A 26,004-nucleotide genomic window follows, 5' to 3' on the forward strand; every position below is an offset into this window, starting at 1 on the left:
ATTCAAGCCAATGAAAAATCCACCATGGGAAAATATTCTAACTATGGACAGACGCCGCTACCTGATACTCGGAAGCGGGCTGCTCAGCACCATCGCAGGGTGTAGTGAAACCGAAACACCACAGAAGGTTACGAGCTCCAACGGGCAAGCAACCCAGGGAGGAACCGATACGGCTGCCGGTGATACCGACACGGGTGACTCTACAGAACAAGAAACGACGAACGAGGAAACCGGAGGAACTGGCGAATTCATCGTCGGTGAGGAGATTACCGGTAAGCAACTCTCCATGGTCGTTCGATCAAAGACGACGACCAAGGAACTCGACCAATTCCAGGAGGCAGATTCTGGGAACGAATTCGTCGTCGTGGAACTTGCAATCAAGAACACGAGCAGCGACGAGTTCGTGGGATTCAGTGGACTTCTGCAGACTCGTCTCAAAGATTCCGAGGGGTACACCTACCAACAGGCGTTCGCATCGACTGGCCAGAATCTTCGAGGAGGACAGATAGCGCCTGGTGAAGTCGCCCGCGGTGACATGGTGTACGAGGTCCCGACAGACGCAGATGGGCTCACACTGCAGTTCGACTTTTCAGGAATCTCACTCTTCAATCTCGAGCGAGCAATCGTGAACCTCGACTCGGAAGCATCGTCCGTCGCAAATCTGGAACAGAATCTCAAGGTGGAAACATACGCAGTCGGCGACACGGTCGAGTACAAGGGAACCAAAGTGGCGGTCAACGACGTAAGTACGACCGAGAGCCTCGGGGAGTTCACAGAGGCAGATTCCGGGAAGGAGTTCGTCGTCATCGATATCTCGACTACGAACGAGACCGGGGAGAAGCAGACAATCTCGACCATCGTACAGATGCTGTTGAAAGACGGAGAGGGATTCAGTTACCAGGAGGACCTGATGGCCACATCTTCTCTGGACCGGAACTACGAACAGGGAAGTCCCTTGGCCGACGGTGAGACCAGACGGGGACGCCTCGCGTACGAGGTGGAGGCTGGGCTGTCTCCACTGTACTGGATATTCGATTTCTCGCTGTGGACAGAGCAGGACAAAACGTTCTGGAAAATCCGATAACGTCGGTCAGCGAGCCTTCAGCCACCACTCACGGGCGGGAACAGTGCCAACTCGTCCGTCTCGTCCACGGGTTCGGCCAGCCCGTCGCCCTCCATCTGGACGTTCGAGCCGTTCTTGAGGATGTTTATCTGCGGGGCGACGTCGCCCGCGTCGTCGAGGACGCGGTCGCGGAGGCCGGGGTGGGCGTCGAAGAGCGCGTCGAGTGCGTCACCCACCGTGGGCTCGGCGGCCGCGACCGCGACGTCGACCTCCTTCGACCCGGCGACCTCGGCGAGGTCGGCGAAGAGCTTCCAGTGCATACCGGAACTCACCGACGGAGTCACGAAAGCGTTTCTGCCTCGGCAGCGACCGCGGCGGCGTCGGCGTCACCCCGCGCGGCGGCCTCGAAGGTCCGGAGGGCGTCGGGCCGGGCGATGACGTAGACCGTCGTCCCGGCCGGGAGCGGCGTGGTCCGCGGGGGCGTGGCCGTGACGGCGCCGTCGGGACTGCGGATGGCGGCGACGGTGACGTCGAGCGCGCCGACGGTGAGGCCGGCGAGCGCGGAGCCCTCGTCGATGGCGACCGCGCCCATGGTCTCGTCGGCGACCCGGAGCAGGGAGGCGAACTCGCGGTCGGCGCTGGGTTCGGCCGGCAGGGTGACGAGGCGGTACTCGGTCGTGTCCGAGAGCGCCTCGGCGTCGGTCTCGTCGACCGCGAGGGTGACCACGTCGCCCTGGGTGGCCCGGAGTTCGCCGGTCGCGCGGCGCTGGAGGCCCTCCTCGGTGCGCTCCCAGACCTGCACCACGTCGCCGGGGCTGGCCGCGTTCGCGGGGTCGGCTTTGATGGCGACGGCGACGGTTCCGGGCGCGAGGGTGGGCCCGAGGCCGGCGGCGCGCGACCCCACCGCGAGGTAGGGGACGCTCCCGTCCTCGGCAATCTCGATGTCGACGTGGCCGACGCCGTAGTCGTCCTTCAGCCGGCCGACCACGCGGTCGCGCAGTTCCGCGACGGTGATGCGCCGCGGGAAGACGAACGTGGTCTCGGCGAGGGCCTCCTTCGTCTTCGGGTCGACCGGGTCGTAGCCGTCGATGTCCTCGATGTCCTCGGGGAGGGTGACGGTGACCACGCGGCCGACCGCCCGGACGAACTGGGAGACCTCGCGGTCGAGCCTGGCCGTGCCGGTGACCGCGAAGGCGCTGGCTGCGAAGGCGTCGCCGCCCCTGCGGCCGAGGTCCGAGCCGATGCCACTGACGACGATGCTGGCGATGGTCGTCGCGGCCGCGACCTCCTCGAAGGTGGTGGTCGACAGCGCCTCCTCGGTGTTGAGCAGGAGCGCGACGACCCCGATGCCGAGCAGGATGGCGACCCCGTCGGGGACCGCCTCACGGGTGTACCAGCGGTAGAGGACCGCGACGCCGGCACCCACGGCCGCCGCCAGGACACCGAGGCCGAGCACCTCGATGACGGCGACGAACAGCTCGCTGGTGGTGACGCCGGGAACGACGACCTGGGCGGCGCTGGGGGCGTCCAGCATCACGCGACCGCCTCCGTGAACGAGTCGAGGGCCTGGCGACGCCCGACGACGAACAGTTCGTCGCCGGCGCGCAGCCCCGTGGTACCGCGGGGGGCGAACACCCACCGACGCTCCTGCTCGGACACGTCGTCACCGGGTGCCCGACGGACCGCCATCACGGCCACCTCGTAGCTGTCGCGGATACTCGCCTCGCCGATGGTCACGCCGTCGAGGGGGCCGTCGGCCCGGGCCGTGAGCTTCCGGAACCGCTTGCCCGAGCGCCGCAGGAGCGAGACGAGTTCGAACTCGCGGCGGGTCCCGCGCGACCGGATGGCCACGCGGGCACGGTCGACACCGAGCAGGTCGGCGGCGGCTGTCCGGGGGACGGCGGCGGTCAGCCGGCCCTCGCCACCGGTCGTGGTCGGGGCGGTCGTCGGTGCCGCCGGGGTGTCCTCGTCGGTCCCGCCGTCGGTCGCGGCCGGCTTGTCGTCCGCTTTCGCCTTGCCGTCGTCCTTCGTCTTCCCGGCGCCCGAGGCCGCGCTGAGGAGCGTGCCCGTCGTGGTGCCGGCCTCGGTGTGCAGGGTCAGGTCGTCGCCGCGGGCACAGCCGGTCGGCACGAGCGTCTGGACCGACACGGCGCGTCTGCCCGTCGGCACGCGCCGCGAGAGCCCGCTGGACGGGGGTGCCGCCGTGATGGTCGCGCGGGCCCGCGAGTCGAGCGAGACCGCCACGTCGGCGAGGTCGTACTCGGTCTTGAGGCGCTCGGTGAGTCGCGCCTCGAGTTCCGAGAGCGGGAGGTCCGCCGGCAGCGCCCACGACCCCTCCGAGAGCGTCTGGCGGAGGTCCGCCGGCAGCGCCGGGTAGCCCTCCATGTCGCGGATGGGCCCCGAGGGTTCGATGGTGACCTTGCCGACGCCGCCGACGAAGTCGACCACGTCCGCCGAGAGGGTCCGCTTTCTGAGCCCGGAGAGCGAGAACCGCCGCGGCAGGTTCGCCCCGAGCTTGTCGCCCTGGCTGTGCGCCCACAGCGAGAGCATCATCACGACCACGGCGGCGGTCAGGATGCGGGGCGAGCTCTTCACGCTCTCGTCGAGCAGGCCCATCAGGCCGCCGTTGATGCCGGCGATGGCAGTCGCGAGGACGACGACCCCGAGCCCGGGGACCGTCACCCCTGTGAAGTACTTGAAGATGAAGCCGAGGCTTCCCGAGACGAGCGCGGGGATGATGCCCGCGAGCAACCCGAGGTAGACCCCGAAGAGGATCTCGACCGGAAGTGACGCCATGGCGGACGAATCAGCCGCCGACGATAAACCAGTATCGCCGCCCCCGTCCCTGTCCGGGATAGCGTTCTTTATCAGACCGGCCGAACGAGACACGAGGGAGTATGGTGTCGACGAAGCGGCTGTTCGGTGCCCGCGCCCCCGTCCTGCTGACGATGGCGGTCGCGGTGCTCTCCATCGTCACGGGACTCACCAACATCGGGGTGGACACGACGCCCGTCTTCCTGGGCACGTTCTTCCCCGAAGCGGTCCAGGAGACCGCCGGCTTCACCGGGGCACTCACCGGGTTCGTCATGCTGGTGAGCGCCTGGGGACTCCGGCGCGGGCTCCGGGTCTCGTGGTACATCTCGCTGGTCCTGTTCCCGGTGACGGCCGCCCAGGGCGTCATCCAGGGGAGCCAGTACTCCTACCCCCTCATCGTCCTCTCGCTGCTGAGCATGCCGGCGCTCTTCCTGAACCGGCGGCGGTTCGACCGCGAGGTCGAACTCAACGCGACCCAGAAGGCCGCCGGACTGGCCCTCGTCGGCGTCCAGCTGTACGGGACCATCGGGGCGTTCGCGCTCCGCGACGAGTTCCCCGCCGTCGCCGAGGGCTCGGAGGGCCTCATCGACGCCTTCTACTTCACCATCGTCACCGCCAGCACCGTCGGCTACGGCGACGTCACACCCGGTACCTTCCGGGGCGAACTGTTCGCCATCTCGGTCGTCGTCCTCGGCACCGCGAGCTTCGCGGTCGCCCTCGGTGCCCTGTTCTCACCCATCATCGAAGCACGGTTCGCACGCGCACTCGGTAGAATGACTGAAACACAGCTCGAACTCCTCGAAGACCACGTCATCGTGCTCGGCTACGGTGACCTGACGGAACCGATCCTCGAAGAACTCACCGCCAGCAACGTCCCGTTCGTCGTCATCACGCCGGACCCGTCGCGGGCGGCCGAACTCTCGGAGCGGGACATGAACGTCCTCACGGCCGACCCGAGCGACGAGGAACCGCTCCAGCGCGCCCAGTTGAAGGACGCGACGGCGGTCGTCGCCGCGACCAACAACGACGCGGAGGACGCCCTGGCGGTCCTGACCGCCCGCCAGCTCCGGCCAGACGTGCGCATCGTCGCCGCGGCGACCGACGACGAGAACGCGGGCAAGCTCCGGCGCGCCGGCGCGGACACCGTCATCAGCCCGGCGAGCATCGGCGGCCACCTGCTCGTCGAGTCCGCCCTCAGCGGGAAGGACACGGAGCGCATCGCCGACGAGATACTGGAGACGAAAGAGAAAGACGACGTCGAACAGGAGTCCGGACCCGGGGCCTAGGCCGCGAGCAGTTTGCCGACGGTCCGCTCGATGTCCTCGAAGGCGTCGATGTTCATCTCGTCGGTCGTCACGACGACGCCGCGGTCGCCGACGATGACCCGGCCGAGGTAGCCGTGGTCGAAGACGCGGATGGTGAGCCGGTACCCGCCGAGCGAACTGCTCGGGCCCTCGCGTCGGGCGAGGGAGTCGTACGTCTCCTGTGAGGTGAACCCCATACGTTCGTTCGCCACCATGAGTGCCTTGACCTCGCGAAGTTCCGATTCGTCGGCTTCGAGGTCCTTCCGGATGTACGAGACCTCCCAGTCGTCGGGGGTGAACGTGATGACCGACCGGAGGGTGTCGCCGAGCCCGGTTCGGCAGGCAGCGACGATCTCCTCGTCGAGTGTGGTGGGCGTCTTCATGGGAGTACTACGCCCCGCACGGATATGAGCACGACCCTGTCAGGTGCGGGGCCGAGAAGGTTCCCGGACGGGGGGGGTCACGAGCCCCGGTGGACGATGGCCACGTCGCAGTCGATGTCGCGGATCTTCTCGAACGTCGGCGGGGCGATGAAGCGCGAGGCGGCGGTCCGGTCGGTGCTCGCGCCGACGACGACGAGGTCGTACTGGGGCGCGTTCGCGGTGAGGAACCGGCGGATGGACGACCGCGAGACGCGCGTCTCGAACGTCGCGTCGAAGGGGTCGACGAGGTCGAGCAGCATCGACTCGGCGCTGCGACGCTGGCTCTCGTGGTCGATACAGGTACAGACGCTCAACTCGCCCGCCCGCCCCGTGACGCGCTGGGCGAAGTCGAGCATCGCGTGGGCGTTCTGTCCCGCCCGGGCGACCGCGACGAGCGCCCGCCGCCAGCGGGTCTGCTCGGAGCACGACCGGAACGCGATGACGTCCAGCGGGTCGTCGAACAGCTGCTTGACGAACGGGGAGAGGCTCCCGTGTTCCTCCTCGTAGGGCGTGACGACGAGGTCGCAGTTCACCTCGCGGGCGGTCCGGAGCGTGACCGCCGAGGGGCTGCCCGTCTCCGAGGCGACGACCACCTCGCAGGGGACGCCGAGCTTGGTCCGGATGCGCCCGGCGAGGCGCTCCAGTCGCATCGCAGCCTGCCCGGCGACCCGGTCCTCGGCCTCGCTCTCGACCGCCGCCTCGTTCCCGGCCATCCCCTCGGCCTCGCCCAGCACGTCGCCCTCGACTGCCACCTCGCGGTCGGCCGGGTCCGCAGACTCGGCCAGTGGGGCGGCCGCCTCGCGCTCCAGGATGGCGTCGGCCGCCGACGCGATCGCCTCGTCGCTGACGATGTCCAGCAGGACCACCTTCCCGGCGTCGTGCGCCCCCGCGATGCGGCCGGCGAACATCGCCGTCTCCTCGGGCGACTCGCCGCGGACCGGCACCAGCACGTGGTCGTCGCCCTTCGTGGTCTGATAGAGGTACCGGGCACGCTGCTGGTAGAAGTTCCGCTTCCAGAGGTAGAAGGCGCCCGCGACCAGCCCCGAGGCGGCGAACACCGACCCGGCGTACTGCAACAGGAAGGTGACGACGCTCTGCGTGTCGGTGAACGCCGGCGCGATGAGCGCCAGCAGGGCCGTCGAGAACGCCGAAGGCTGCTCGACGCCCCCGGCCCACGTCACCGCGCTGGTCAGGAAGACCGCGATGGCGGCCGTCACCGGCGAGACGACGAACGCCTCGGCGGTCAGGGGGTTCATCAGCCCGGTGTTGGCCGCGACGAAGATGGCCGCGGTCCCACAGAGCGCCCCCGCGGTGAGTCCGCCGACGAACGTCGCCGGTGAGGCGTACTTCCCCTCGGGGTCGGCGAACAGCGAGTACGTCCCCGACGCGAGGGGTGGGAACAGCACGAAGGGGAGGAGGTCCTCGGCGTTCGCGATGGCGGTCACGCCCGCGATGAGCAGCGGGACGAAGACGAGCACGGAGAGGTGGACGAGGTTGCCCGTGTCCTCGACCCACCGGCGGAACTCCCGCCATTCGCGCCGCTCGGCCCGGCGAAGCCGGCTGACGATGGCGTGATAGCGCGCCCGCAACTCCTCGAACACGTCCCCCGGTTCCCCCGCCACGCAGTAAAGCGGTTCGCTCGTCCCACAACGCGACGAATCGCCGCCTGCGCCGGGTTCCCGCTCCGGAAGGAGGTTTCTCCCGGTTACCGACTGGTTGCCTGCGGTTTATGCAGATACGGTCGCTAGGATGGCCCATGAGTACCCGCGCGGCACCGGACCCGGTCGCCCTCTCCGGGCGGTTCCTCCGGGCGGTCAGGACCGGCGAGGACGAGAGCGAGTACCGCCGCGACCTCGCCCGGCTGGACCGGCGCGTCCTGCGCCAGCAGGTCTCCGACGACGACGCGAAGCGGGCGTTCTGGCTGAACGTCTACAACGGCTTCGCCCAGCACCTGCTGCAGGCGGACCCGTCGCTCTGGCAGAAGGGTACCATCCTGCCGACCCGGCCCATCTTCACCGACGACCTCGTGACCGTCGCCGGCCACGAGTTGAGTCTCGACGACATCGAACACGGCCTCCTCCGGCGGTCGAAGACCACGTGGGGGCTCGGGTACGTCCCCCGGCTGACCGCCGGGTCGTTCGAGCGCATGCACCGCGTCGAATCGGTGGACCCGCGCATCCACTTCGCGCTGAACTGCGGGGCCGCGTCCTGCCCGCCAGTGGCGGAGTACACCGCGCAGGGTATCGACGCGGAGCTGGACCTCGCGACCGAGTCGTTCCTCCAGACCGAGTGCGAGTACGACCCGGCGGAGCGCGTGGTCCACGTGCCGAAACTGTTCTCGTGGTACCGGGGCGACTTCGGCGGGAAGACCGGCATCGTGCGGTTCCTGCAGGAGTACGACGTGGTGCCGGCCGACGCGAGCCCGAAGGTCGCGTATTCGGAGTACGACTGGTCTCTGAAGCTCGGGGCCTACACCGACCTGGAGGCGTGAGGCGGGGCGATAGGCGGTCGTAGTGCCGCGTTCGTCGACGAGTAGGTGACTCACGCTGGCGTCCATGACCGCACCACAGCCTCCCCAGCCGATTTCGATGCTCGGCTTCGCCTGCGCTTCTCATCCCTCGCGCGGTGTCGTCGGTGGCCTCGCTTCGCTCGGACCACCAACCGCGCACGCCACGGTGGAGAGTCAGTTGCCTGGCGCGCGCTGACTCGCGTGCCGAGCACGAGGCGACTCTGTCGCCTCGCAATGCGAGGCCGCGAGTCGGCTGCCCGTCACCACGAACAGCAGAAACGACGGACTCACCACTCAGAACGGTCTCGAACGCCCAGCAACACGAGAACGAAGACCCGAAATCCGGTTATTCGGCCAGCGCTCGCACCGCTTCCAGCGAGATGTCGATGGCGCGGCCGACGTTGTTCTTCGCCTTCTCCGGCAGTTCGTCGTCCTCGGTGTCGGTGCCCTTCTGCGTGCCGAGCACGAGGTTCCCGTCGACGGTGCAGATGGCGCCCGCGGCGAGGCCCTTGCGCCGGGCCAGCGTGAACACGGTCGCGGCCTCCATCTCGACGCTCAGGATGCCGGCGTCGTTCCAGTCCTCGACGTACTCGTCGGTCTCGGCGTAGTAGGCGTCGTCGGAGGCGATGGGGCCGACGTGGATGTCCTCGTCGTTGGCCTCGGCGCCGGCGACCAGCGCGTTCATCACGTCGAAGTCCGGGACGGCGGGGTACTCGACGGCCTCGTACCGTTTGCTGGTGCCCTCGTTCTTGGCCGCGCCGGTCGCGACGATCATGTCGCCGATCTCGACGTCCTCCTGCAGCGCGCCGGTGGTGCCGACGCGGATGAACGTCTCGACGCCGACGTTCGAGAGTTCCTCGACCGCGATGGCGGCGGAGGGACAGCCGATGCCGGTCGAGCAGATGGTCAGGTCGACACCCTCGTAGGTGGCGTTGACGACCTTGTACTCGCGGTTCTCCGCGACGACCTCGCTATCGTCGCAGTGGCCGGCGATGCGGTCGACGCGGCCCGGGTCGCCCGGAATCAGCGCGATGTCGTTCACGTCGCCCTCGTCCACGAGGAGATGCGGTTGCGTCATGTGGGCGGCTTCGCGCAAGCACAGCAAAAAAGGACCGTTCTCCGGTGGACGTCCCGCTCTCACGAGGGGAGCAAGAGGAGCGTGACGGCGGCGACGACGACGCCGTACACCACCGCGGAGAACAGCCACTGCTGGAAGACGGTCTCGCGGCGCTCGGCGTCGAACCCGGCCCGTGGGAGCACCACGAACCCGAAGAAGTTGATGATGAAGACGGTGAGGACCGTGGTCGCGAGGATGACCGTCGACCAGAGCCCGAGCTGGGGTTCGAGGACGACCACGGCGGCACCGAGGCCGAGTCCGCCCACGAGGCCGGTGCCGTGGTGGACGACCTGCGCCGCGACCTGCGACACCGCCTCGATGGGCTGGCGGGTGAGCTTCGCGGCGGCGACGGAGGCCGGCGTGAACCCCTCCGGCATGAGGAACATCGGGAGGTCCATCACGACCGCAGCGACGAGGCCGGCCAGCGCACAGACGAGCAGCGTATCGACCGCGGACATACCCGCACGATGGGACGACGCCGAGAAAAGTCATCGGGTGGCGGCGGTGGCCAGGGGCCCCCACCGAGTACCGACCGGTTCAGAACTGCTCGTCGAGGAACGCCTCGACCGCTTCGACCGACGGGGCGGCACGGGCGCCCTCCTCGGCGGCCGTGATGGCGCCGCAGGCGTTCCCACGCTCCAGGGCGCGCTCGTGGTCGTCGGTCGTCAGGAGCGCCGAGAGGAAGCCCGCGGCGAAGGCGTCGCCGGCCCCGGTCGTGTCGACCGGGTCGATGCCGAAGCCGGGGTGTTCGTAGGTCGCGTCGGGGGTGTGGACGACCGCGCCGTCGGCGCCGCGCTTGATGACCAGAGTGCGGTCCGCGAACGCGGACTCGGTGTACTCGTCCTCCAGCACCGTCCGGGCCTCCCTGTCGTTCAGGAAGACGATGTCCGAGTCAGCGAGGGCATCGGAGAAGTCACGGTCGGCCAGTCGCCGGCCCGGGTCGAAACTGACGGAGATGCCCGCCTCGGCCGCCACCTCGGCGATCCTGGCCGCGGTGTCGGGGCGCTGGCTGGTCAGGTGGACGTGGTCGGCCGCCCGGACCGCCTCCGGGTCCACGTCGTCGGGGGAGACGGCCTCGTTCGCGCCGTCGTTGCCGAGCACCGCGACCTCGCCCTCCTGGTCGACGAGCAGGTACTTGACGGTGGTCTCGGCGTCCTCGGCGACGAGCAGGGACCCGAGGTCCACGTCGGCGGCCTCGAGTTCGCGGCGGGCGAGCAGGCCGTGTTCGTCGTCGCCGACGCTGCCGAGCAACTCGGCGTCGACGGCCAGGTTCGAGAGCGCGACCGCGACGTTGGCGGCACTCCCGCCGCCGGAGGCCTGCTGGGAGTCGATGCGTGACTCGCCGTCGGGTTCGGGGAGCCGGTCCACGCGGAGGGTCACGTCCCAGTTGACGTGGCCCGCGGTGAGGACGCGCACCATCTCAGGCCACCACCGGGAGGAGCGTCATCACGAACGGGAGGCTCGAAACCGCCCCCTGCCCGGAGACGGTGAACAACACGAGGTTGTGGACGCCGGGGCCGAAGCCGACCGCGGCAACGAACGTGAGCAGGAGCCGTGCCTGGCGGGGCTCCTCGTCGACGTACTCCTTGAACGCCGCCACGATGACGAGCGCGAGGACTATCTTCACGAGGACGAACAGCCAGCCGGCGCCGATGACCTCGGCGGTCGGCAGGCGGTCGCCGGCCTCCAGCACGTACCGCGAGAGCGCGACGCGCTCTTCGCTCCCGAGCACGTCGTAGCCGATGGCGGTCGTGATGCCGTCGAGGGTGTGTGCGAAGACGACGAAGGCGCCGGTCTTGCCCACGTGGGCGGCGACCTCGGTCCACTTCAGGCTGAACAGCAACCAGGCGACCGCCGTCACGATGCCGGCGATGACGCCGCCGATGACCGACCAGAACGGGGTGAAGTTGCCGGCGTCGACCGCGAGCAAGATCGCGAAGATGAGGAACATGACGCCGAAGCCGGTCCCGGCGGTGCCGACGGCCCGGTCGACGTGGAAGTGCTGGCGGATGGCCGCCAGGAACGTCATCAGTATCCAGACGAGCCCGGTGAAGGTCGCGACGGTGATGTAGACGGTGATGGTGCCGAACAGGGGCGCGATGGCGTCGGGATAGGCATCGAGCTGGTAGAGCACGTGGAGGACTGCCCCGGTCAGCATCCACGGGGCGAACGCCACCGGTGTCCAGTCGGTGACCGGCGGGTGGACCGCCCAGGTCAGGGCGGCCACCCCGACGAACGCCAGTACCAGCGGGACGAGATAGACGAGCGGGGGGAGTTCTGCCCCTACAGGTAACATGTCCGATATCGTGAGGGCGAACAGAAAGAAGGTTCCGGTACCGAGTGTCAGGCCTCCCACGGGCGCTTGGTTTCCGAGCCGAACAGCTCACGCATCAGCACGACGACACTCTCCGGCGGGAACTGGCCACGCTCGGTGACGATGGCGTCGACGTATCGCGGCGGCGTCACGTCGAACGCCGGGTTGACCACGTCGAACCCGTCGGGGTCACCCTGTATCTCGGCGCGCTCCTCGTCGGTGATGACCTCCGTCTCGTCGCGCATCTCTATCTCGACGGTGTGCCCGGTGAGGGTGTCGGGGTGGAGCTTCAGCGTCTGGGCCGCGACCATCACCGGCGTCCCGCGGTCGCGGGCGTTGACCGCCAGCCCGGACGTGCCGATCTTGTTGATGACGCTCCCGTCGGCCGCGATGGAGTCCGCCCCGACGAGCACGTGGTCCACGTCGTTGAGGTAGCGCCGGGCCGCGCTGTCGACGACGAGGGTGACCGGGACGTCCCACTCGCGGAGCTGTTCGGCGGTGATGTGACCCTGCTTGCGCGGGCGGGTCTCTTTGACGATGGCCTCGATGTGCTTGCCCTGGTCGAGCGCCGCCTTCACGCAGGAGAGCGCGTCGGTCGAGTGACAGTGCGTCATCACGGTGTCGCCGTCGCGCAGGCGGTTCGCGCCGATCTCGCCGAGGCGGCCCTGGGCCTGGTCGAGGTCGCGCTGGAAGGATTCGGCGCTGGCAAGCACCGACTGGCGCAGGTCCTCCACGTCGTCCCCCTCGACGTCGGCCATCACGAACCGGAGGGCGTTCGGCAGGCTGACCGCGGTCGGGCGGGTCTCGTAGAGGACCCGCGCCGCCTCGCGAAGTTCCGCCCTGAGGGCTTCCGGCGTGTCCGCGTCGCTCTCTCTGGCCTGCGCCGCGAGCGCGCCGGCAGCCGCGTCGGCGATGGCCGCCGCCCCGCGGATCTCCATGGTGGCGATGGCGTCGGCCGTCTCGGCTACGTCGGGATGGACGGATGTGGAGGTCATAGCTACAACTCTATCCGCACCGGATAAAAAGTGCCCGACAGCCGACCCAGGCGCCGACGGCGGAACGCCCCGTATTTTAATCCGGCGCGACAACACCGGGCCATGAACCGCGAGGAACTCGCCGCGAGCATCGACCACACCGTCCTCGGCCCGGAGACCACCCTCGACGACGTGAAGACAGTCCTCGACGAGGCCGCCGAGTACGGCATGAACGCCTGCATCCCGCCGTGTTACGTCGCCGAGGCCGCCGAGTACGCCCCCGACGTGACGCTGGCGACCGTCGTCGGCTTCCCCCACGGCCAGCACGCCCCCGAACTCAAGCGCGAGGAGGGCGTCAAGGCGTGGGACGACGGCGCCGACGAACTCGACGTGGTCATCAACATCGGGCGGCTGAAGGCCGGCGACGCCACCGCGGTCGAGGAGGAACTCGCCGACCTCGTCGCCGCGGTCCCCATCCCGGTGAAGGTCATCATCGAGACCGCCCTGCTCACCGAGCCGGAGAAACACGCCGCCTGCGAGGCCGCGAAGAACGCGGACGCGGACATGGTCAAGACCTCGACCGGCTTCGCCGACGGCGGGGCCGTGGTCGCGGACGTCGAACTCATGAGCGAGTACCTCCCCGTCAAGGCCAGCGGCGGTGTCGGCTCGTGGGCCGACGCGGCGGCGATGTTCGACGCCGGTGCGGTCCGCATCGGCGCGTCCAGTGGCGTCGCGATCGTCGAGGACTACGTCGCGAACGAGGAGTAGTCCGAAAAACGGGGTTTCGTCGGCTGACAGCCCGGTCAGACAGGCCGGTCAGAACCGGTATCTGCGTGCGAGCAGCGCCGCCCCGAGGAGGGCGACGAGTGCCAGACCGACGGTGCTGCCGGAGACGCCGGCCGCGATGGGCTCGGGCTGTTCCTCGCCGGCGACTGGCAGGTCGTCGTCACCGGCCGGGGCGGGGTCGTCCGCCGTCTCCTCCTCGAGGAACGCGGTCGTCTCGATGACGTCCATCTCGGGGAAGGTGGTGGTCATCGGGTCCCACTCGCCCGGCATGTGGACGACGGTGTCCACGCCGACCTCGGGCAGGAGCTGGACGTCGTCGATGGTCGGGTCCGCGGTCGTGGCACCGACGACCTTCACGTAGGTCGTGGTCTCGCCCGCGTCGAGTTCGCTGTAGAGCGCCTGGACGTGCAGGCCCTGGAACTCCTCGTCGAGCAGGGCACCGAGCTTCGAGAGGTCCGCGAACTTCGCGGCCGCCTCCACGGTGATGGTCCCCTCCTGCATGTTCGCCGTGAGCTTGGCCTTCTCGAAGTCGCCCTGCTTCAGCGCGTCCACGAGCTTCGCGGACTTCGGGTCCATCTCGTCGGCCAACTTCTGTTGCGTGAGCTGGGCCACCGCCATGTCGACGAGGTCCTTCTGGCTCACCGTCACGGCGATGTCGGTCGAGAGGACGCCGTCCTCGATGCCGGCGGCGATGTCGACGGTCGAGGTCCCGACGTCGATGTCACGCGCGTCGAGTTCCGTCACGAACGCGTCCCAGTTCTCGGTCGCCATGGCCGCCTCGAGCTGGAGCCGGTTCGTCAGGGTGTCCGCCTCGGCGGCCGAGACCAGCCCGCGCCAGGTCAGCGTGGTCGACAGGTCCGCGGTCTGCTTGGCCGCGAGCTTCGACGTGGCGGTGTCGATGGTCGCCTCGTCCTGGCCCGCGAGGGCCATCAGCTCGATGTTGGCGGTCATCAGCTCGTCGATGCCGTCGAGCTGGACGTTCCAGACGAAGACGGTCGACTGCTCGGTCTTCTCGTAGGCGACCGAGAGGTCGGACAGCGTCGCCGCGGCGATGTGCCCGGCGATGATCTCGCGCTCCTCGTCGGTCAACTCGACGTCCTGGCTGTCGGCCATGGCGTCGGCGAGCATGTTCGAGAGGGCCGGCTCGACGTCGGTGAACAGCACCGTGTAGGCCATCGTGAGCTGGCCGGTCTCCTCGTCGAAGACGTGTTCGTCGACCGTGACGGTCGCCTCGCCCTCGAGCATCTCCGCGACGCTACCGACGGTCATCAGGAGCGTCTCCTCGGCGGCCTCGCTGGTCTTCCAGCTGTCGGTGGCGAACTCGCTCACCTGCATGGACTGGTAGCCGGTGAGGACGAAGCCGTCGTCGGTCTCCACGAGGGAGAGCTCGTAGAGTTCGCGCTCGACGTCGGTCACGTCGGGTTCGGCGGGCGCGTCGGCGTTCTCCGCCTCGCTCGCCGGCTCGCCGACCTCACCCACGAACACGTACCCCTGCATGGCGAGCGACGAGCCGACCGTGACGATGCCCTCGGTCGCGAGGATCTCCTCGGTCGACTGCACCGGGAGGTCACCGGTCATCGCCGGGTCGGCCGCGAACGTCGCGTCGATGGCGAGCGAGCCGGTGCTCTCGGTCTCGTCGGTGGTCGTGCTGAGGTCGACCGTCAGGTCGGTCAGCGACTCGGGCGCCGGCACCGCCACCGCGCCCGTCGCGTCGAGCATGTCGGGGGTCAGGACCACCGTCCCCTGCCCGCTGACCTCGGGGTCGATGGCATCGGTCAGGAAGATGGCCGCGAGGCCGTTCGCCACGTCGATGGCGGCGTGCCCGGAGGCGGTCGCTGCCTCGCTCGTGCCGTGATAGACGAGGACGGCGTCACCGTTCTCGAATACCCATATCTCGTCGGCCGCCTCGACCGACGCCTCGTGCATGTCCGGGCTCGTCGCGTCCCCGAACGCCGCCCCCGCGACGCCCGGGCTCGTGACGAGCATGAGTGTGACAGCGACGACGAGCGCTGTCGCGAACTTGGAAGGCATTACGAGTGACATTGGGCGCTCGGTTCGATAAGACTCTCGTATAATCTGACACTATTTGGGAGTCTCCAGCACGGTGAGCCAGCGGTAACGAACACGACGACTCGGCCGGGCTAACAACGAGTTCGGGGAGCCACGTCCCTCTCTACAGACCAGAACCGGTCAGAAAGATTATGATATCGTCGGCCACGGCGGTCGCTCGTCGGTGGGGGTCGCGAAAGAATGGAGGGCGGTCGTCGGTGCGTGGGCCGTCAGTCGTGCCGGCGGAGCGCGACGAGGCTCAGCCCGAGGACGGCGGCGATGGCGGTGCCGACACCGAAGCCGGGCATGCCGCCGAGGACGCCGCCACTGTTCGCCTGCACGTCGACGAAGTCACGGACCTCCTCCTCGTCCATCTCGGGGAAGGTCTTCTCGTCGGGGTTCCAGTCGCCGGGCATGTGGACCGTCGTCTCGCTGTCCACGACGGCCAGCTCCCGGACCTCGGACTCGCTCGCGCCCTCGGAGACGGCGCCCTTCAGGCGGACGTAGGTCTTGCCGTCCTCGCCGAGGTTGCCGTAGGCGCTCGTGACGGAGAGGTCACCGTACTCCTCTTCCATCACGTCCTCGAACGCCGAGAGGTTCTCGAAGGAGGCACCGGCCTCCATCGAGACGGTCCCCTCCTGCATCGAGACGTCCATCTTGGCCTTCTCGAAGCCCGAGCGCTTGAACGCCTCGAGGAACTTCCTGGCCTGCGGGTCCATCTCGCTGCCCTGGGCCGACTCGATGATGCTGTCGACGCTGCTCTTGAGGAAGTCCTGCTGTTCCATCTCGGCCGACATCGTCGTCTCGAGCTGGCCGTCGTTCGTCTCCGCGTGGAACTCCGCCGTGAACGAGCCGAAGTTCTTGTCGGTCCGGGACTGCATCTCGGAGACGAACGCGCCCCAGTTCTTCGTCTCGTAGTTCGCGTCGAACTTGAGACGGGCGCTGTTCTGGTCCGGCGAGGTCAGCTCGCCGCTCCAGCTGACCGTCTGCTGGAGGTCGGCTGCCTGCTGGGCCTCGAACGCGGCCCGTGCCTGTTCGAGCGCCTCGGCGTCCTCGTCCTGCATCTCCGAGGCCGCGGCGACGTCGAACATCGCGGTCACCGCCTCGTCGTACTGGTCGAGCTCGACGTCCCACGACGCCTTCGCGTTCGTGTCGGTCACGTCGACGGTCGCGGAGACCTTGCTGACCTCCAGTTTCTGGATGCGCTGGGCGAGTTCCTCGGCCTCGCTCTGGGAGAGGTCGAGCTGCTGGGAGGACGCCATCGCGCTCGCCAGCTGCGTCGAGATGGCCTCGTCGACGCCGGTGAGCTCGACGCTGTAGGCGATGTCCAGCCGGTACGTCGAGGAGTCGAAGGAGTACGAGTCGATGGTCACCGTGGCCTCACCGTCGAGCTGCCGGGTGAGGGCGCCGACCTGTGCCTCGAGCTGCTGTTTCGCCTTGGCACGCGTGCTCCAGGCGTCGGCCGAGTACTGGCTGACCTCGTAGTCCTGGGCCGCGGTCAGGGTGTAACCGTCCTCGGTCTCCTCCAGCGTGAACTCGTGGTGCTGGTTGGCGAGGGTGCCGGGCTTCTGCTCGAAGGCGACGTCGACCGAGCCGCTCGTCGTGAACGTGCTGGCCGTCGTCGTCATCGTCCCCTCGGTGGAGACGGATTCGAGCATTGAGGTGCCCTGCCCGACGGTGCCGGACTCGCTGGTGAAGGTGCCGTCGAAGGAGGCCGACGCCTTCGCGTTCTGCTTGTTCTGGGTGACGGAGGCGTCGAAGGTCAGGTCCTCCACCGAGTCGGGCGTCGGCATCTGGAAGTCGCCCTCTCCGGAGAGGGAGTCGGGCGTCATCGCCAGCGTCCCGTTGCCGGTGACGTTGGTCTGGCCGGTCATCTCGTCCTCGACCATCATGTGCATCAGTCCCTTCGAGAGGTCGATGCCGTAGTGGCCGGTGGTCGACGAGGAGGCCGACGGGCTGGCTGTGTCGTAGACGAGGACGGCGTCACCGTTCTCCTTGACGTATATCTCGTCTGCCGGTTCGAGCGAATCGTCCTGGGCGAGTGACCCGACGGCGGCTGCCGAGTCCTCACCAGCGGGGGCCGCTCCCACCGTCGCCACACTCCCGACGGAACTCACGAGGAGGAGTGCGGTGACGGCGAGAACGAACACTGTCTGTTTTGTCGAACGCATTCGGTGGTGTATCTTCTAGCCAACCTAATAATTCTCCCGCTTCCGTTGAAATCGGAATTATATTTCTCTGCTGGATAGGGGTCCGGCCGAGGGCCCGCATGGTCGTGGTAGACCGTCCCTCCGGCCCGAACGCTGGTAGAAGTCGCGGCAGCCCTGCGGCCACGCGAGTTAGTGCCACACATATTATAGAACGCCGACCGGCGACCCGGTGCCGACGGCTCGCACGGTGACTCGCTTTCGTGGCGCTTTTGCCCGCGCACGGGCAAAGACCGATAGCATGGCCCGGTATCACATCGAAACCTACGGCTGTACCTCCAACCGCGGGGAGAGCCGGCAGATCGAGTCGGCGCTCCGGGACGCCGGCCACTACCGCGTCGACGGTCCCGAGGCAGCAGACGTCGCCATCATGAACAGCTGTACCGTCGTCGAGAAGACGGAGCGCAACATGCTCCGCCGGGCCAAGGAACTGGAGGCCGAGACGGCCGACCTCATCATCACCGGCTGCATGGCCCTCGCACAGAGCGAGGAGTTCGAGGACGAGGACATCGACGCCCAGATACTCCACTGGGACGACGTGCCCCAGGCCGTCACGAACGGCGAGTGCCCGACCCCCGGCCCGGGCGTCGAACCCGTGCTGGACGGCGTCGTCGGCATCCTCCCCATCGCCCGTGGCTGCATGAGCGACTGCTCGTACTGCATCACGAAGCACGCCACCGGGAAGATCGACAGCCCGTCGGTCGAGGAGAACCTGGAGAAGGCCCGCGCACTCGTCCACGCGGGGGCGAAGGAGATTCGCATCACCGGGCAGGACACCGGCGTCTACGGCTGGGAGCAGGGCGAGCGCAAACTCCACACGCTGCTCGACCGCATCTGTACCGAGATAGAGGGCGACTTCCGCGTGCGCGTTGGCATGGCGAACCCGAAGGGCGTCCACGGCATCCGCGACGACCTCGCGGCCGTGTTCGCGAAGCACGACGAACTCTACAACTTCCTGCACGCGCCGGTCCAGTCCGGCTCGAACGACGTGCTGGGGGACATGCGCCGCCAGCACCAGGTCTCGGAGTACGTCGAGGTCGTCGAGGCGTTCGACGACGCGCTCGACTACTGGACCCTGAGCACCGACTTCATCGTCGGCTTCCCGACCGAGACCGACGAGGACCACCAGCAGAGCCTCGCACTCCTGCGGGAGACGCGCCCCGAGAAGATCAACGTCACCCGGTTCTCGAAGCGCCCCGGCACCGACGCCGCCGACATGAAGGGCCTCGGTGGCACCCTGAAGAAGGAGCGCTCGAAGGAGATGTCCGAACTGAAGATGGACGTCGTCGGCGAGGCCTACGAGGCGATGGTCGGCGAGACGATGGCGGACGCGCTCGTCGTCCAGGAGGGGACCGGGGACTCCGTGAAGTGCCGCGACGCGGCCTACCGACAGATCATCGTCCAGAACGCCTCCGAGCACGGGCTCGAACCCGGTGACTTCGTCGACCTCGAAGTGACCGGGCAGAACACGGTGTACGCGTTCGGCGAGCCGGTCTGACCGGCCCGGCGAACGACGACGCTTCTACTCGCCGTCGACGAGGTCGTTGATCGGCGGCTGGATGACGAACGCGCCGAGTATCGGGACGAGGACTCCGATGGCTGTGAGTCCCGTCGAGAGGTCGTCGGTCACCTCGGTCGCCGTCTGGCCGACCTGCCAGGCCGCATAGAGGTTCACGAACGGGACGAGGAACATGAGGGTTCGGACCAGCGGGTTGTACCCCGCGTCGAGGTACTGTTTGAACGACGTGTTCAGGCTGTGGACGTAGTACAGCCAGTAGAGGCCGAGCGTGACGATGGTGAACAGGAGAATCTTCGGCGGGCTACGCTTGCTGAGTGCTGCGGTATCGTGTGACATGCGGTTTCGAATGTCCGGCGACCTGTTATAACTATTCGCAGACGTGTGGAAGTGAAAGGAAGTCGCTCACTCCCCGCCGGACTTCCGTAACAGCTCCTCGGTCTCCCGGTCCTCCTTCCACTCGCCGAGTTCCTTCGGGTCGACGTGGACGAACACGTCGTCGACCTCGGGGATGGCGCGGATGGCCTGGACCACGTCGGACTCGATGTCGTGGGCCTCGAACAGCGTGTGGTCGCCCTCGACCTCGATGTGCAACGAGACGTCGATCTCCGGGCCGACGTAGTGGGCGACCACGTCGTGGACCCCGTGGACCTCCGGGTGGTCGAGGGCGCGCGCGACGATCTCGGCGCGCAGGTCCTCCGGCGGCGCGGCGCCGACGAGGTAGTTCACGTTGTCGCGGACGATCTCCACGCCGGTCCAGAGGATGGCCAGCGAGACGACCCCGGCCGCGAGTGGGTCCAGCACCGGGAATCCGACGCCGGAGCCGACGACGCCGACGAGGGCGGCCACGGCGGTGAGGACGTCGTTGCGGTTGTCGAGCGCGGTCGCGACCAGCGCCGGCGAGTTGTTGACCTCGCCCTCACGCAGGCAGTAGCGGTAGAGGGCGAGTTTCACGGCCGCGGAGCCGACGAGGACGGCGACCGCCGAGAGCGAGTAGCGGACGACGAACTCGCCCGCCAGCAGCGTCGTCACCGACTGCCAGAGGACGAACCCGCCGGCGGCGAAGACGCCGACGGCGACGAACAGCGAGACGAACGGTTCGATGCGCTCGTGCCCGTGGGGATGCTCGAAGTCCGGCGGTTGCGTGGTGAGATAGAGCCCGAGGAAGACGATGAGGCTGTACGCGGAGTCCGAGAGGCTGTTGACGGCCTCGGAGCCGACCGCCAGGCTGCCGGACTGCCAGTAGACGGCCCCCTTCGTCACCGCGAGCAGGACGTTGGCGGCCACGATGATGGCACCGACCCGCCGGACGGTACTCCCGCGTCCCATTCGTGTGCCGAATACGAGAGGGGAGTAAAAGGGCTTGTCGTGTCCCCTCAGATGAACGCGAGCGGGAGCATCACGGCGAAGCCGAGGGCGACGCCGGAGACGAGTTCGAGCCGGCCGCCACCCTCGACGTGCTCGCCGAGTTCAAGCGCCTCCGGGATGAACTCCGTCGCGACGAGGAAGATCATCGCGCCGGCCGCGAAGCCGTACCCGTAGGGCAGGAACTCCTGTGCGTACCGGACGAACGCGAAGGCGACGACCGCCCCGATGGGCTGGGGGAGACTGGAGAAAATCGCCCACCAGACCATCTTGAACTCGCTGACGCCCATCGTCCGCAGCGGGATGGAGATGGCCACGCCCTCGGGGACGTTGTGGATGGCGATGGCGACCGTGATGAACACGGCGACGACCGGGACGCCGAAGCCGAGGAACGAGATGCCGTCCTGGAGCCCGGGGAGGTTCAACTCGGCGAAGGAGACGCCGACGGCGACGCCCTCCGGGAACGAGTGGACGGTGAGGATGCCGAGGATGAGCAGGAGCTTCTTGAAGTCCGCCTCGGCGTACTCGCCGGGGTCCGGCTCGTAGTCCTCGATGAGTTCGTGGGCGACGACGACGAGGACGACGCCCGCGAGCATGCCGACGCCGACGGCGACGAGTCGCCCCGCTGCGGCCCCCTCGAAGATGAGGCCGAACACCGACGCGGAGACCATGATACCCGAGGCGAGCCCCCAGAGCACGACGTTCCAGCGGTCGCTGATGTCGTCGAGGACGAAGAACGGCAGTGCCCCGACGCCGGTCGCCAGCGCGGTGATGAGCCCGGCCACGAACACCAGCACCAGGTTCTCCAGTAGTGCCATCGCTTGGTAGAGAATTGCTGGAGCAGTGCAATAACGCTTGTCATTCAGAAAATAGATTTTTGGTTTCCCTAAAACGAGTTGCCGGTCGTGTGTAGGGCCCCGCGACCCGGACGGGCCGTGGCGCGCGCGGCGGCGACCGCGACCACCCGTCTGTCAGTCGAACGAGAGCCGAACCGCGGTGTCCGAATCGACCGCCGTCGCGCCGTCCTGGGCCGCGAACGCCTCGTGGAGACGGTCGTAGGTGTCCGCGAGCGCCTCGACGATGACCTTCGTGTCGGAGACGACGGGCATGAAGTTCGTGTCACCGTTCCAACGGGGAACGACGTGCGTGTGGAGATGGTCGTCGATGGACCCCCCTGCGGCCCCGCCACCCAGGTTCAAGCCGGCATTGAAACCGTCTGGCCCCATCGCCTCGCGGAGTGCGGCGAAGGTCCGTTGCTTCAGTCTTGCGTGGTCGAGCAGCGTCTCGTCGGTGAGCTCACCGTAGTCGCCGGTGTGCTGGTTCGGGATGACCATCGCGTGGCCCGGGTTGTACGGGTAGTTGTTCAGCATCACGAACGCGTGGTCGCTCCGGGCGACGATGCGGTACTCGCGGTCCGACTCCCGCGTCGGGAGTTCACAGAAGACACACCCCTCGATGTCCTCGTTCTTGTCGTCGCGTTCCACCCACTCGATGCGCCACGGCGCGAACACCTGGTCCATACCTGCACTCGGGGGGCCGATGATTTCAATCCCACGTCACAGAACCCCTCCAGAATCAGATACGAAAGGGGTGCTATCCCTGTTTCAAGAGGCAACATCCCTGTTACAAGCACCCCTCATTCAGGATGTAGACGTTTCGAAACCGCAGAAAACGGCACATCGGTCATATTTTGCTAGAGAATGCCACGAACAGTCCATTCAACCGATTAAACGGTCTGTTCTTTTTATGCTGGTATCCCTCATCTAACCGAGTGGATGGCGACGACTGACAACTCGATCAATGGGCGAAACGAACACTGTGACAACTGTGGGACGGACACGCTGCACAGCGTGTCGGTGCAGCTGGTGACCGAGAGCACCAAGCAGGAGAACTCCCAGTTCTCGCGCGAACCCTACCGGGTGACGGAGTGCCAGCGGTGTGGGGAGCGGGCGAGCCAGCGCATGAACAACGCGTAGGTGGGGGATTCAGCAGGGTTCACGCACGTACCGGCACAGAACCAAGGGAAAGGCAGTTCCGCGATTTGCTTGCACGAAGGCGGTCAGCGTGACCGAGTGGTCACTTCACAGCCGTCCTCCGTGACGATGATGGTGTGTTCCTTCTGACTGACGAGTTTCCCGTCGTCCTCCTTGAGGACCGGGTAGCCGTGGACGATGTCGTTCATCTTGAGCCGGCGCAGTGCCATCTCCGGGCGGGCGATGTCCAGCCAGCGGGTCGCGAAGGGGAGCGTCCGGAACTCCTCCGTGATCTGCTCGAGGGCCTGCCGGGCGTTGCGGTCCCGGACCGACGCCTCGCGCTCCAGCGCGAAGATCTCCTCGTCGGCGCCCTCGGAGACCTTCCCGCTCCCGTCGGTCGCGAAGGGCTCGATGGCGACCACGTCGCCGACCTCGAGCGTCGTCCCCTGCGAGACGGCGCGGTTCGGGATGTTCGGTTCGGTGTGCTGCTCCCAGTGGCCCAGGCCGTGCCCGGAGAGGTTGACGACCGGGTTGAAGCCGTAGCCCTTGATGACGTCCTCGATCTCGGCACCGATGGTGCCGGTGTCGACGCCCGGTTCGACGACGTCCAGGGCCGCCTCCAGCGCCTGCTCGGACGCCTCCGCGAGTTCCGGGTTCCCCGAGAGGTCGACCGTGACGGCGGTGTCGGCCAGCCAGCCGTCGATGCAGACCCCGATGTCGAGGTTGACCATCTCCTCGCCGAAGACCGCGTCGTCGTCGATGCTCGGCGTCGCATGGGCGGCCTCCTCGTCGATGGAGATGTTGACGGGGAACGCGGGCTGGCCGCCGAGTTCGCGGATGCGCTCTTCGGCCCACTCGGCGACCTCGAGGTGGCTGGTGCCGACCTCGACCATCTCTGCGGCCTCGTCGCGGACCTCGGCGAGGATGCGACCGGCCTCACGGTGTTTCTCGTACTTCTCTGCGTCCAGGTCGACCTCGGTCTCGCTCATGGCAGGTGGTTCGCCCACGGTGGAAAAAGAGGTTGCGCATGGCGGACGTGCGAGCGAGTGGCGTACGCGAGGAATTGGCGTACATTGGGCTATATAGCTATCTTAGAAACTGTTTATGCCGGTGACTGCCTGGCTATCGTAAGTCACTCCGATGAGCGCACCAGAACCATCCTTCTCCGAGACACCGGCCGCCTGGCATCAGACCGTCGACGCGGACGACTGGGACGACATCTACGTCGTCGGCGACGTGCACGGGTGCTTCGACGCGCTGCAGCGACTCCTCCAGCGAATCGACCCGGGCGAGGACGACCTCGTCGTCTTCGTCGGTGACCTCGTCCGCAAGGGCCCGAACAGCCGCGGCGTGGTCCAGCTGGTCCGCGAGTCGCCCAACATGCTGTCGGTCCGTGGGAACAACGAGGAGAAACTGCTCCGCGGCGAGAAGGAGCTCGACGAGCTGAGCGCGGTCGACATGGAGTACATCGCCTCGATGCCGGTCGCCATCTCCTTCGACGAGGCGCTGGTCGTCCACGGCGGCATCGACCCGCGCAAGCCGCTCGCCGACCACAGCGTCGACGACGTCCAGAACATGCGCTCGCTCGCCCCCGACGGGAGCTACGACCGCCCCTTCTGGTTCGAACGGCACGCCGAGACGCCGACCGTCTTCTTCGGCCACACCGTCCTCGCCGAGCCGGTCGACCGCGAGTACGCCATCGGCCTCGACACCGGCTGCGTCTACGGCGGGGAGCTGACCGCCTACGACTACTGGGCCGACGAGTACATCACCGTCCCCCTCGACCGCGAGGGTAAGGGCCGCAAGTCGTCGAAAATCGTCACCCCGCCCGAGCCTAACACCGCATAAGAAGCAGTTCCGGCCGCCCGGTTCCACACCGCCCGACTCTCGGCCTCGCGGGTCAGTTCGGGGCGTCGCGGCCGTCGACCCACGCACACTGCGGGCAGGCGTCGACACCCTGGACGTTCACGGTCTCTTCCTCGCACTCGGGGCACCGGCGTGTGTCACCGTGCTGGGTCTGCTCGAGCATAGGTGAACCGAGGATTTCGACGGCATTAAATATTCACTTCGACATATGTCGTAAATTTCGTGCTACCGCGTCCCACGCCAGCGCAGCGACAGCACCCCGATGACCCCCGGCCCGACGAGCGCGATGGCGACCACGAAACCGAGGGCAAGCAGGCCGACCAGCTGGTCGAGGAACGTGACGTTGTACCGGGAGAGCCCGCCCGGCAGGAAGAACACCAGGGCACTCGCCAGCAGGGCGACCGGCCACGCGAGGGCGACGCGGCGCAGCGCTAACGGGACGTTCCCATCGGCACGCGTCGAAACCAGTGCGACGCCCACGAGGAGCGGGCCCACGACGAGGACCAGCGCGGTCGCCGCGACGACGAGCGCCGCGACCGGGCCGCCGAGGACCAGCACGCCGAGGATACCGGCGAGGACGGCCCCACCGACCACGAGCGAGAGCGCTCGCTGGAACGGGAGCCACCGCGCCAGCAGGAACGCCAGCCCGACCGCGGGGGCGGCACCGGCGACGATGGCCACGTAGCTCAACAGCGAGAGCAGCGGGAGGAACGATTCCACGCAGATACTACGGCGGGTCGAGGGAAAAGCTAGCGCGAGACGGCAGTCTGCATCGCGTCGGAGTTGAACGCGCTGCCGGCACTCCCGTCGCGGTCGAGGACGATGATGCCCGCGTTCGAGCCGGTGAGTTCGCCGAACTCGTCGATGGCGAGGTCGGCCGCGGCCTGTGCGGAGTGGCCCGATTCGAGGTGGCGGACCGCCCGCCGGGAGAGGGTGACCCGGGCGATGTCCTCGCCGGCGCCCGTGGCGGAGGCGCCGCCGGCCGGGGAGCAGTAGAAGCCGTTACCGACCTGGGGCACGTCGCCGACCCGGCCCGCGAGCGCGAGCCAGCGCCCGCCGGTCGAGGTCGCGGCGGCGAAGGAGTCGCCGTCGAAGGCGACCGCGCCGACCGTGTCGTGATCGAACTCCGCCGGGTTGCCGTCCGGGTCCGTCGTCCCGAACCGCTCTTCCAGGTAGGCGAGGTGCTCTTTGGCCCCGCCCTCCGGGACGTCCTCCTCGGCCCAGCGCTCCCGGGTGCGGTCGCTGAACAGGTCGACGCCGGTCTCGACGCCGAAGTCCTCGGCGAGGGCGACGGCGTGCTCGCCCGAGACGCAGATGTGCGGCGTCTCCTCCATGACGGTGCGGGCGACGCTGACGGCGTGTTCGACGCCCGGCATGGAGCAGGCCGCGCCGGTCTCGCGGTCGTCGGTCATGACGCCCGCGTCGGTGCGGACCACGCCGTCGGACTGCACGGCCCCGCCGAAGCCCGCGTTGAACCGGGGCGACGACTCGAGGACGTGGATGGCCTGTTCGACCGCGTCGACCGGCGTCTCGGCGGCGGCACCGGCCCCGGCGGCCTCGTCGAGTACTCCCTGTCGTGTCTCCGGGTCGTCGGGGTTCGCACCCGCGCCCCCGTGGACGATGACGTGCATGGGTCGGTCGTCGGCACCGCTCCAATTAAAGGTCGCGACCGCGGCCCGTCCCGGGAACCCATGGGAATCACCAACACGGTCGCCAGCAGTATAG

General features: G+C 67.9%; 27 protein-coding genes. 7 read left to right on the forward strand and 20 right to left on the reverse strand.

Features of this window, described 5'->3' with window-relative positions; translation table 11 throughout:
* Positions 1–43 precede the first annotated feature (43 nt).
* The gene (locus NOV86_RS07175; RefSeq protein ID WP_267640658.1) at positions 44–1,084 is read left to right on the forward strand and encodes a DUF4352 domain-containing protein; all 1,041 of its coding nucleotides are present in this window, start codon (positions 44–46) and stop codon (positions 1,082–1,084) included.
* Positions 1,085–1,101: 17 nt separating this feature from the next.
* Here the strand turns inward: NOV86_RS07175 and NOV86_RS07180 are convergent, their stop codons facing one another.
* From NOV86_RS07180 to NOV86_RS07190, 3 genes are read right to left on the reverse strand one after another with little or no spacing between them, the layout of a single operon-like run.
* Positions 1,102–1,383: a ubiquitin-like small modifier protein 1 gene (locus NOV86_RS07180; protein WP_267640659.1), complete on the reverse strand. Its 282-nt coding sequence runs from the start codon at positions 1,381–1,383 to the stop codon at positions 1,102–1,104.
* Between the two features lie 20 nt (positions 1,384–1,403).
* On the reverse strand, positions 1,404–2,597 hold the full coding sequence (locus NOV86_RS07185; protein WP_267640660.1) for a TrkA C-terminal domain-containing protein: 1,194 nt from the start codon (positions 2,595–2,597) through the stop codon (positions 1,404–1,406).
* A complete protein-coding gene (locus tag NOV86_RS07190) occupies positions 2,597–3,859 on the reverse strand; it encodes a potassium channel family protein (protein WP_267640661.1) in 1,263 nt (420 codons plus the stop codon). The genes NOV86_RS07185 and NOV86_RS07190 overlap by 1 nt, the downstream gene beginning before the upstream one ends.
* 101 nt (positions 3,860–3,960) lie before the next feature.
* Here NOV86_RS07190 and NOV86_RS07195 point away from each other — a divergent pair, with 101 nt between their 5' ends.
* A complete protein-coding gene (locus tag NOV86_RS07195; protein ID WP_267640662.1) occupies positions 3,961–5,163 on the forward strand; it encodes an NAD-binding protein in 1,203 nt (400 codons plus the stop codon).
* On the opposite strand, the gene NOV86_RS07200 is transcribed toward NOV86_RS07195, so the two are convergent.
* The gene (locus NOV86_RS07200) at positions 5,160–5,564 is read right to left on the reverse strand and encodes a DUF7522 family protein (protein WP_267640663.1); all 405 of its coding nucleotides are present in this window, start codon (positions 5,562–5,564) and stop codon (positions 5,160–5,162) included. The two genes, NOV86_RS07195 and NOV86_RS07200, sit on opposite strands and share 4 nt — an antisense overlap.
* A gap of 77 nt (positions 5,565–5,641) precedes the next feature.
* A complete protein-coding gene (locus NOV86_RS07205; RefSeq protein WP_368408727.1) occupies positions 5,642–7,225 on the reverse strand; it encodes an HPP family protein in 1,584 nt (527 codons plus the stop codon).
* A gap of 134 nt (positions 7,226–7,359) precedes the next feature.
* Between NOV86_RS07205 and NOV86_RS07210 the strand changes: the two genes are divergently transcribed.
* The gene (locus NOV86_RS07210; RefSeq protein WP_267640664.1) at positions 7,360–8,094 is read left to right on the forward strand and encodes a DUF547 domain-containing protein; all 735 of its coding nucleotides are present in this window, start codon (positions 7,360–7,362) and stop codon (positions 8,092–8,094) included.
* A gap of 364 nt (positions 8,095–8,458) precedes the next feature.
* Here NOV86_RS07210 and NOV86_RS07215 read toward each other — a convergent pair whose 3' ends face one another.
* The 5 genes from NOV86_RS07215 to NOV86_RS07235 all read right to left on the reverse strand — a co-directional run bounded on the left by NOV86_RS07215 (position 8,459) and on the right by NOV86_RS07235 (position 12,538).
* Positions 8,459–9,190: a guanosine phosphorylase gene (locus tag NOV86_RS07215; protein ID WP_267640665.1), complete on the reverse strand. Its 732-nt coding sequence runs from the start codon at positions 9,188–9,190 to the stop codon at positions 8,459–8,461.
* 59 nt (positions 9,191–9,249) lie between these two features.
* On the reverse strand, positions 9,250–9,687 hold the full coding sequence (locus NOV86_RS07220; protein WP_267640666.1) for a hypothetical protein: 438 nt from the start codon (positions 9,685–9,687) through the stop codon (positions 9,250–9,252).
* 79 nt (positions 9,688–9,766) lie between these two features.
* Positions 9,767–10,648 (reverse strand): ATP-dependent ribose-1-phosphate kinase, encoded by an 882-nt coding sequence (locus NOV86_RS07225; protein ID WP_267640667.1) that lies wholly within the window; start codon positions 10,646–10,648, stop codon positions 9,767–9,769.
* Position 10,649: 1 nt separating this feature from the next.
* Positions 10,650–11,525 (reverse strand): DUF63 family protein, encoded by an 876-nt coding sequence (locus tag NOV86_RS07230; protein WP_267640668.1) that lies wholly within the window; start codon positions 11,523–11,525, stop codon positions 10,650–10,652.
* 47 nt (positions 11,526–11,572) lie between these two features.
* Complete coding sequence (locus NOV86_RS07235; protein WP_267640669.1) at positions 11,573–12,538, reverse strand: ribose 1,5-bisphosphate isomerase; 966 nt, start codon at positions 12,536–12,538, stop codon at positions 11,573–11,575.
* A gap of 102 nt (positions 12,539–12,640) precedes the next feature.
* Between NOV86_RS07235 and deoC the strand changes: the two genes are divergently transcribed.
* Positions 12,641–13,285, forward strand: coding sequence for a deoxyribose-phosphate aldolase (gene deoC, locus NOV86_RS07240; RefSeq protein WP_267640670.1), 645 nt, complete (start codon positions 12,641–12,643; stop codon positions 13,283–13,285).
* A 48-nt stretch (positions 13,286–13,333) separates the two neighbouring features.
* Here deoC and NOV86_RS07245 read toward each other — a convergent pair whose 3' ends face one another.
* Positions 13,334–15,334, reverse strand: a complete 2,001-nt coding sequence (locus NOV86_RS07245) for a hypothetical protein (protein ID WP_267640671.1) — start codon at positions 15,332–15,334, stop codon at positions 13,334–13,336.
* Between the two features lie 248 nt (positions 15,335–15,582).
* A complete protein-coding gene (locus tag NOV86_RS07250) occupies positions 15,583–17,523 on the reverse strand; it encodes a hypothetical protein (RefSeq protein ID WP_267640672.1) in 1,941 nt (646 codons plus the stop codon).
* A 277-nt stretch (positions 17,524–17,800) separates the two neighbouring features.
* On the opposite strand from NOV86_RS07250, the gene NOV86_RS07255 reads away from it, so the two are divergent.
* Entirely contained in the window at positions 17,801–19,057 is a 1,257-nt protein-coding gene (locus NOV86_RS07255; RefSeq protein ID WP_267640673.1) for a tRNA (N(6)-L-threonylcarbamoyladenosine(37)-C(2))-methylthiotransferase, read from the forward strand.
* A gap of 24 nt (positions 19,058–19,081) precedes the next feature.
* Here NOV86_RS07255 and NOV86_RS07260 read toward each other — a convergent pair whose 3' ends face one another.
* The 4 genes from NOV86_RS07260 to NOV86_RS07275 form a co-directional block, all read right to left on the reverse strand.
* The gene (locus tag NOV86_RS07260; RefSeq protein ID WP_267640674.1) at positions 19,082–19,414 is read right to left on the reverse strand and encodes a DUF4234 domain-containing protein; all 333 of its coding nucleotides are present in this window, start codon (positions 19,412–19,414) and stop codon (positions 19,082–19,084) included.
* Between the two features lie 66 nt (positions 19,415–19,480).
* Complete coding sequence (locus tag NOV86_RS07265) at positions 19,481–20,404, reverse strand: cation diffusion facilitator family transporter (RefSeq protein WP_267640675.1); 924 nt, start codon at positions 20,402–20,404, stop codon at positions 19,481–19,483.
* A gap of 47 nt (positions 20,405–20,451) precedes the next feature.
* A complete protein-coding gene (locus tag NOV86_RS07270; RefSeq protein ID WP_267640676.1) occupies positions 20,452–21,258 on the reverse strand; it encodes a ZIP family metal transporter in 807 nt (268 codons plus the stop codon).
* Between the two features lie 153 nt (positions 21,259–21,411).
* The gene (locus NOV86_RS07275; protein ID WP_267640677.1) at positions 21,412–21,960 is read right to left on the reverse strand and encodes an HIT family protein; all 549 of its coding nucleotides are present in this window, start codon (positions 21,958–21,960) and stop codon (positions 21,412–21,414) included.
* A gap of 255 nt (positions 21,961–22,215) precedes the next feature.
* On the opposite strand from NOV86_RS07275, the gene NOV86_RS07280 reads away from it, so the two are divergent.
* Complete coding sequence (locus NOV86_RS07280) at positions 22,216–22,416, forward strand: DUF7835 family putative zinc beta-ribbon protein (RefSeq protein WP_267640678.1); 201 nt, start codon at positions 22,216–22,218, stop codon at positions 22,414–22,416.
* 83 nt (positions 22,417–22,499) lie between these two features.
* On the opposite strand, the gene map is transcribed toward NOV86_RS07280, so the two are convergent.
* Positions 22,500–23,402: a type II methionyl aminopeptidase gene (gene map, locus NOV86_RS07285; protein ID WP_267640679.1), complete on the reverse strand. Its 903-nt coding sequence runs from the start codon at positions 23,400–23,402 to the stop codon at positions 22,500–22,502.
* A 151-nt stretch (positions 23,403–23,553) separates the two neighbouring features.
* Here map and NOV86_RS07290 point away from each other — a divergent pair, with 151 nt between their 5' ends.
* Positions 23,554–24,261 (forward strand): metallophosphoesterase family protein, encoded by a 708-nt coding sequence (locus NOV86_RS07290; protein WP_267640680.1) that lies wholly within the window; start codon positions 23,554–23,556, stop codon positions 24,259–24,261.
* 52 nt (positions 24,262–24,313) lie between these two features.
* On the opposite strand, the gene NOV86_RS07295 is transcribed toward NOV86_RS07290, so the two are convergent.
* The 3 genes from NOV86_RS07295 to NOV86_RS07305 form a co-directional block, all read right to left on the reverse strand.
* Entirely contained in the window at positions 24,314–24,442 is a 129-nt protein-coding gene (locus NOV86_RS07295; RefSeq protein WP_267640681.1) for a hypothetical protein, read from the reverse strand.
* 62 nt (positions 24,443–24,504) lie between these two features.
* Entirely contained in the window at positions 24,505–24,999 is a 495-nt protein-coding gene (locus NOV86_RS07300; RefSeq protein WP_267640682.1) for a hypothetical protein, read from the reverse strand.
* Between the two features lie 29 nt (positions 25,000–25,028).
* Positions 25,029–25,910 (reverse strand): isoaspartyl peptidase/L-asparaginase, encoded by an 882-nt coding sequence (locus NOV86_RS07305; RefSeq protein WP_267640683.1) that lies wholly within the window; start codon positions 25,908–25,910, stop codon positions 25,029–25,031.
* Positions 25,911–26,004 lie beyond the last annotated feature (94 nt).

Origin of the sequence: Haloarchaeobius amylolyticus (assembly GCF_026616195.1) — an archaeon.
Classification (GTDB): domain Archaea; phylum Halobacteriota; class Halobacteria; order Halobacteriales; family Natrialbaceae; genus Haloarchaeobius; species Haloarchaeobius amylolyticus.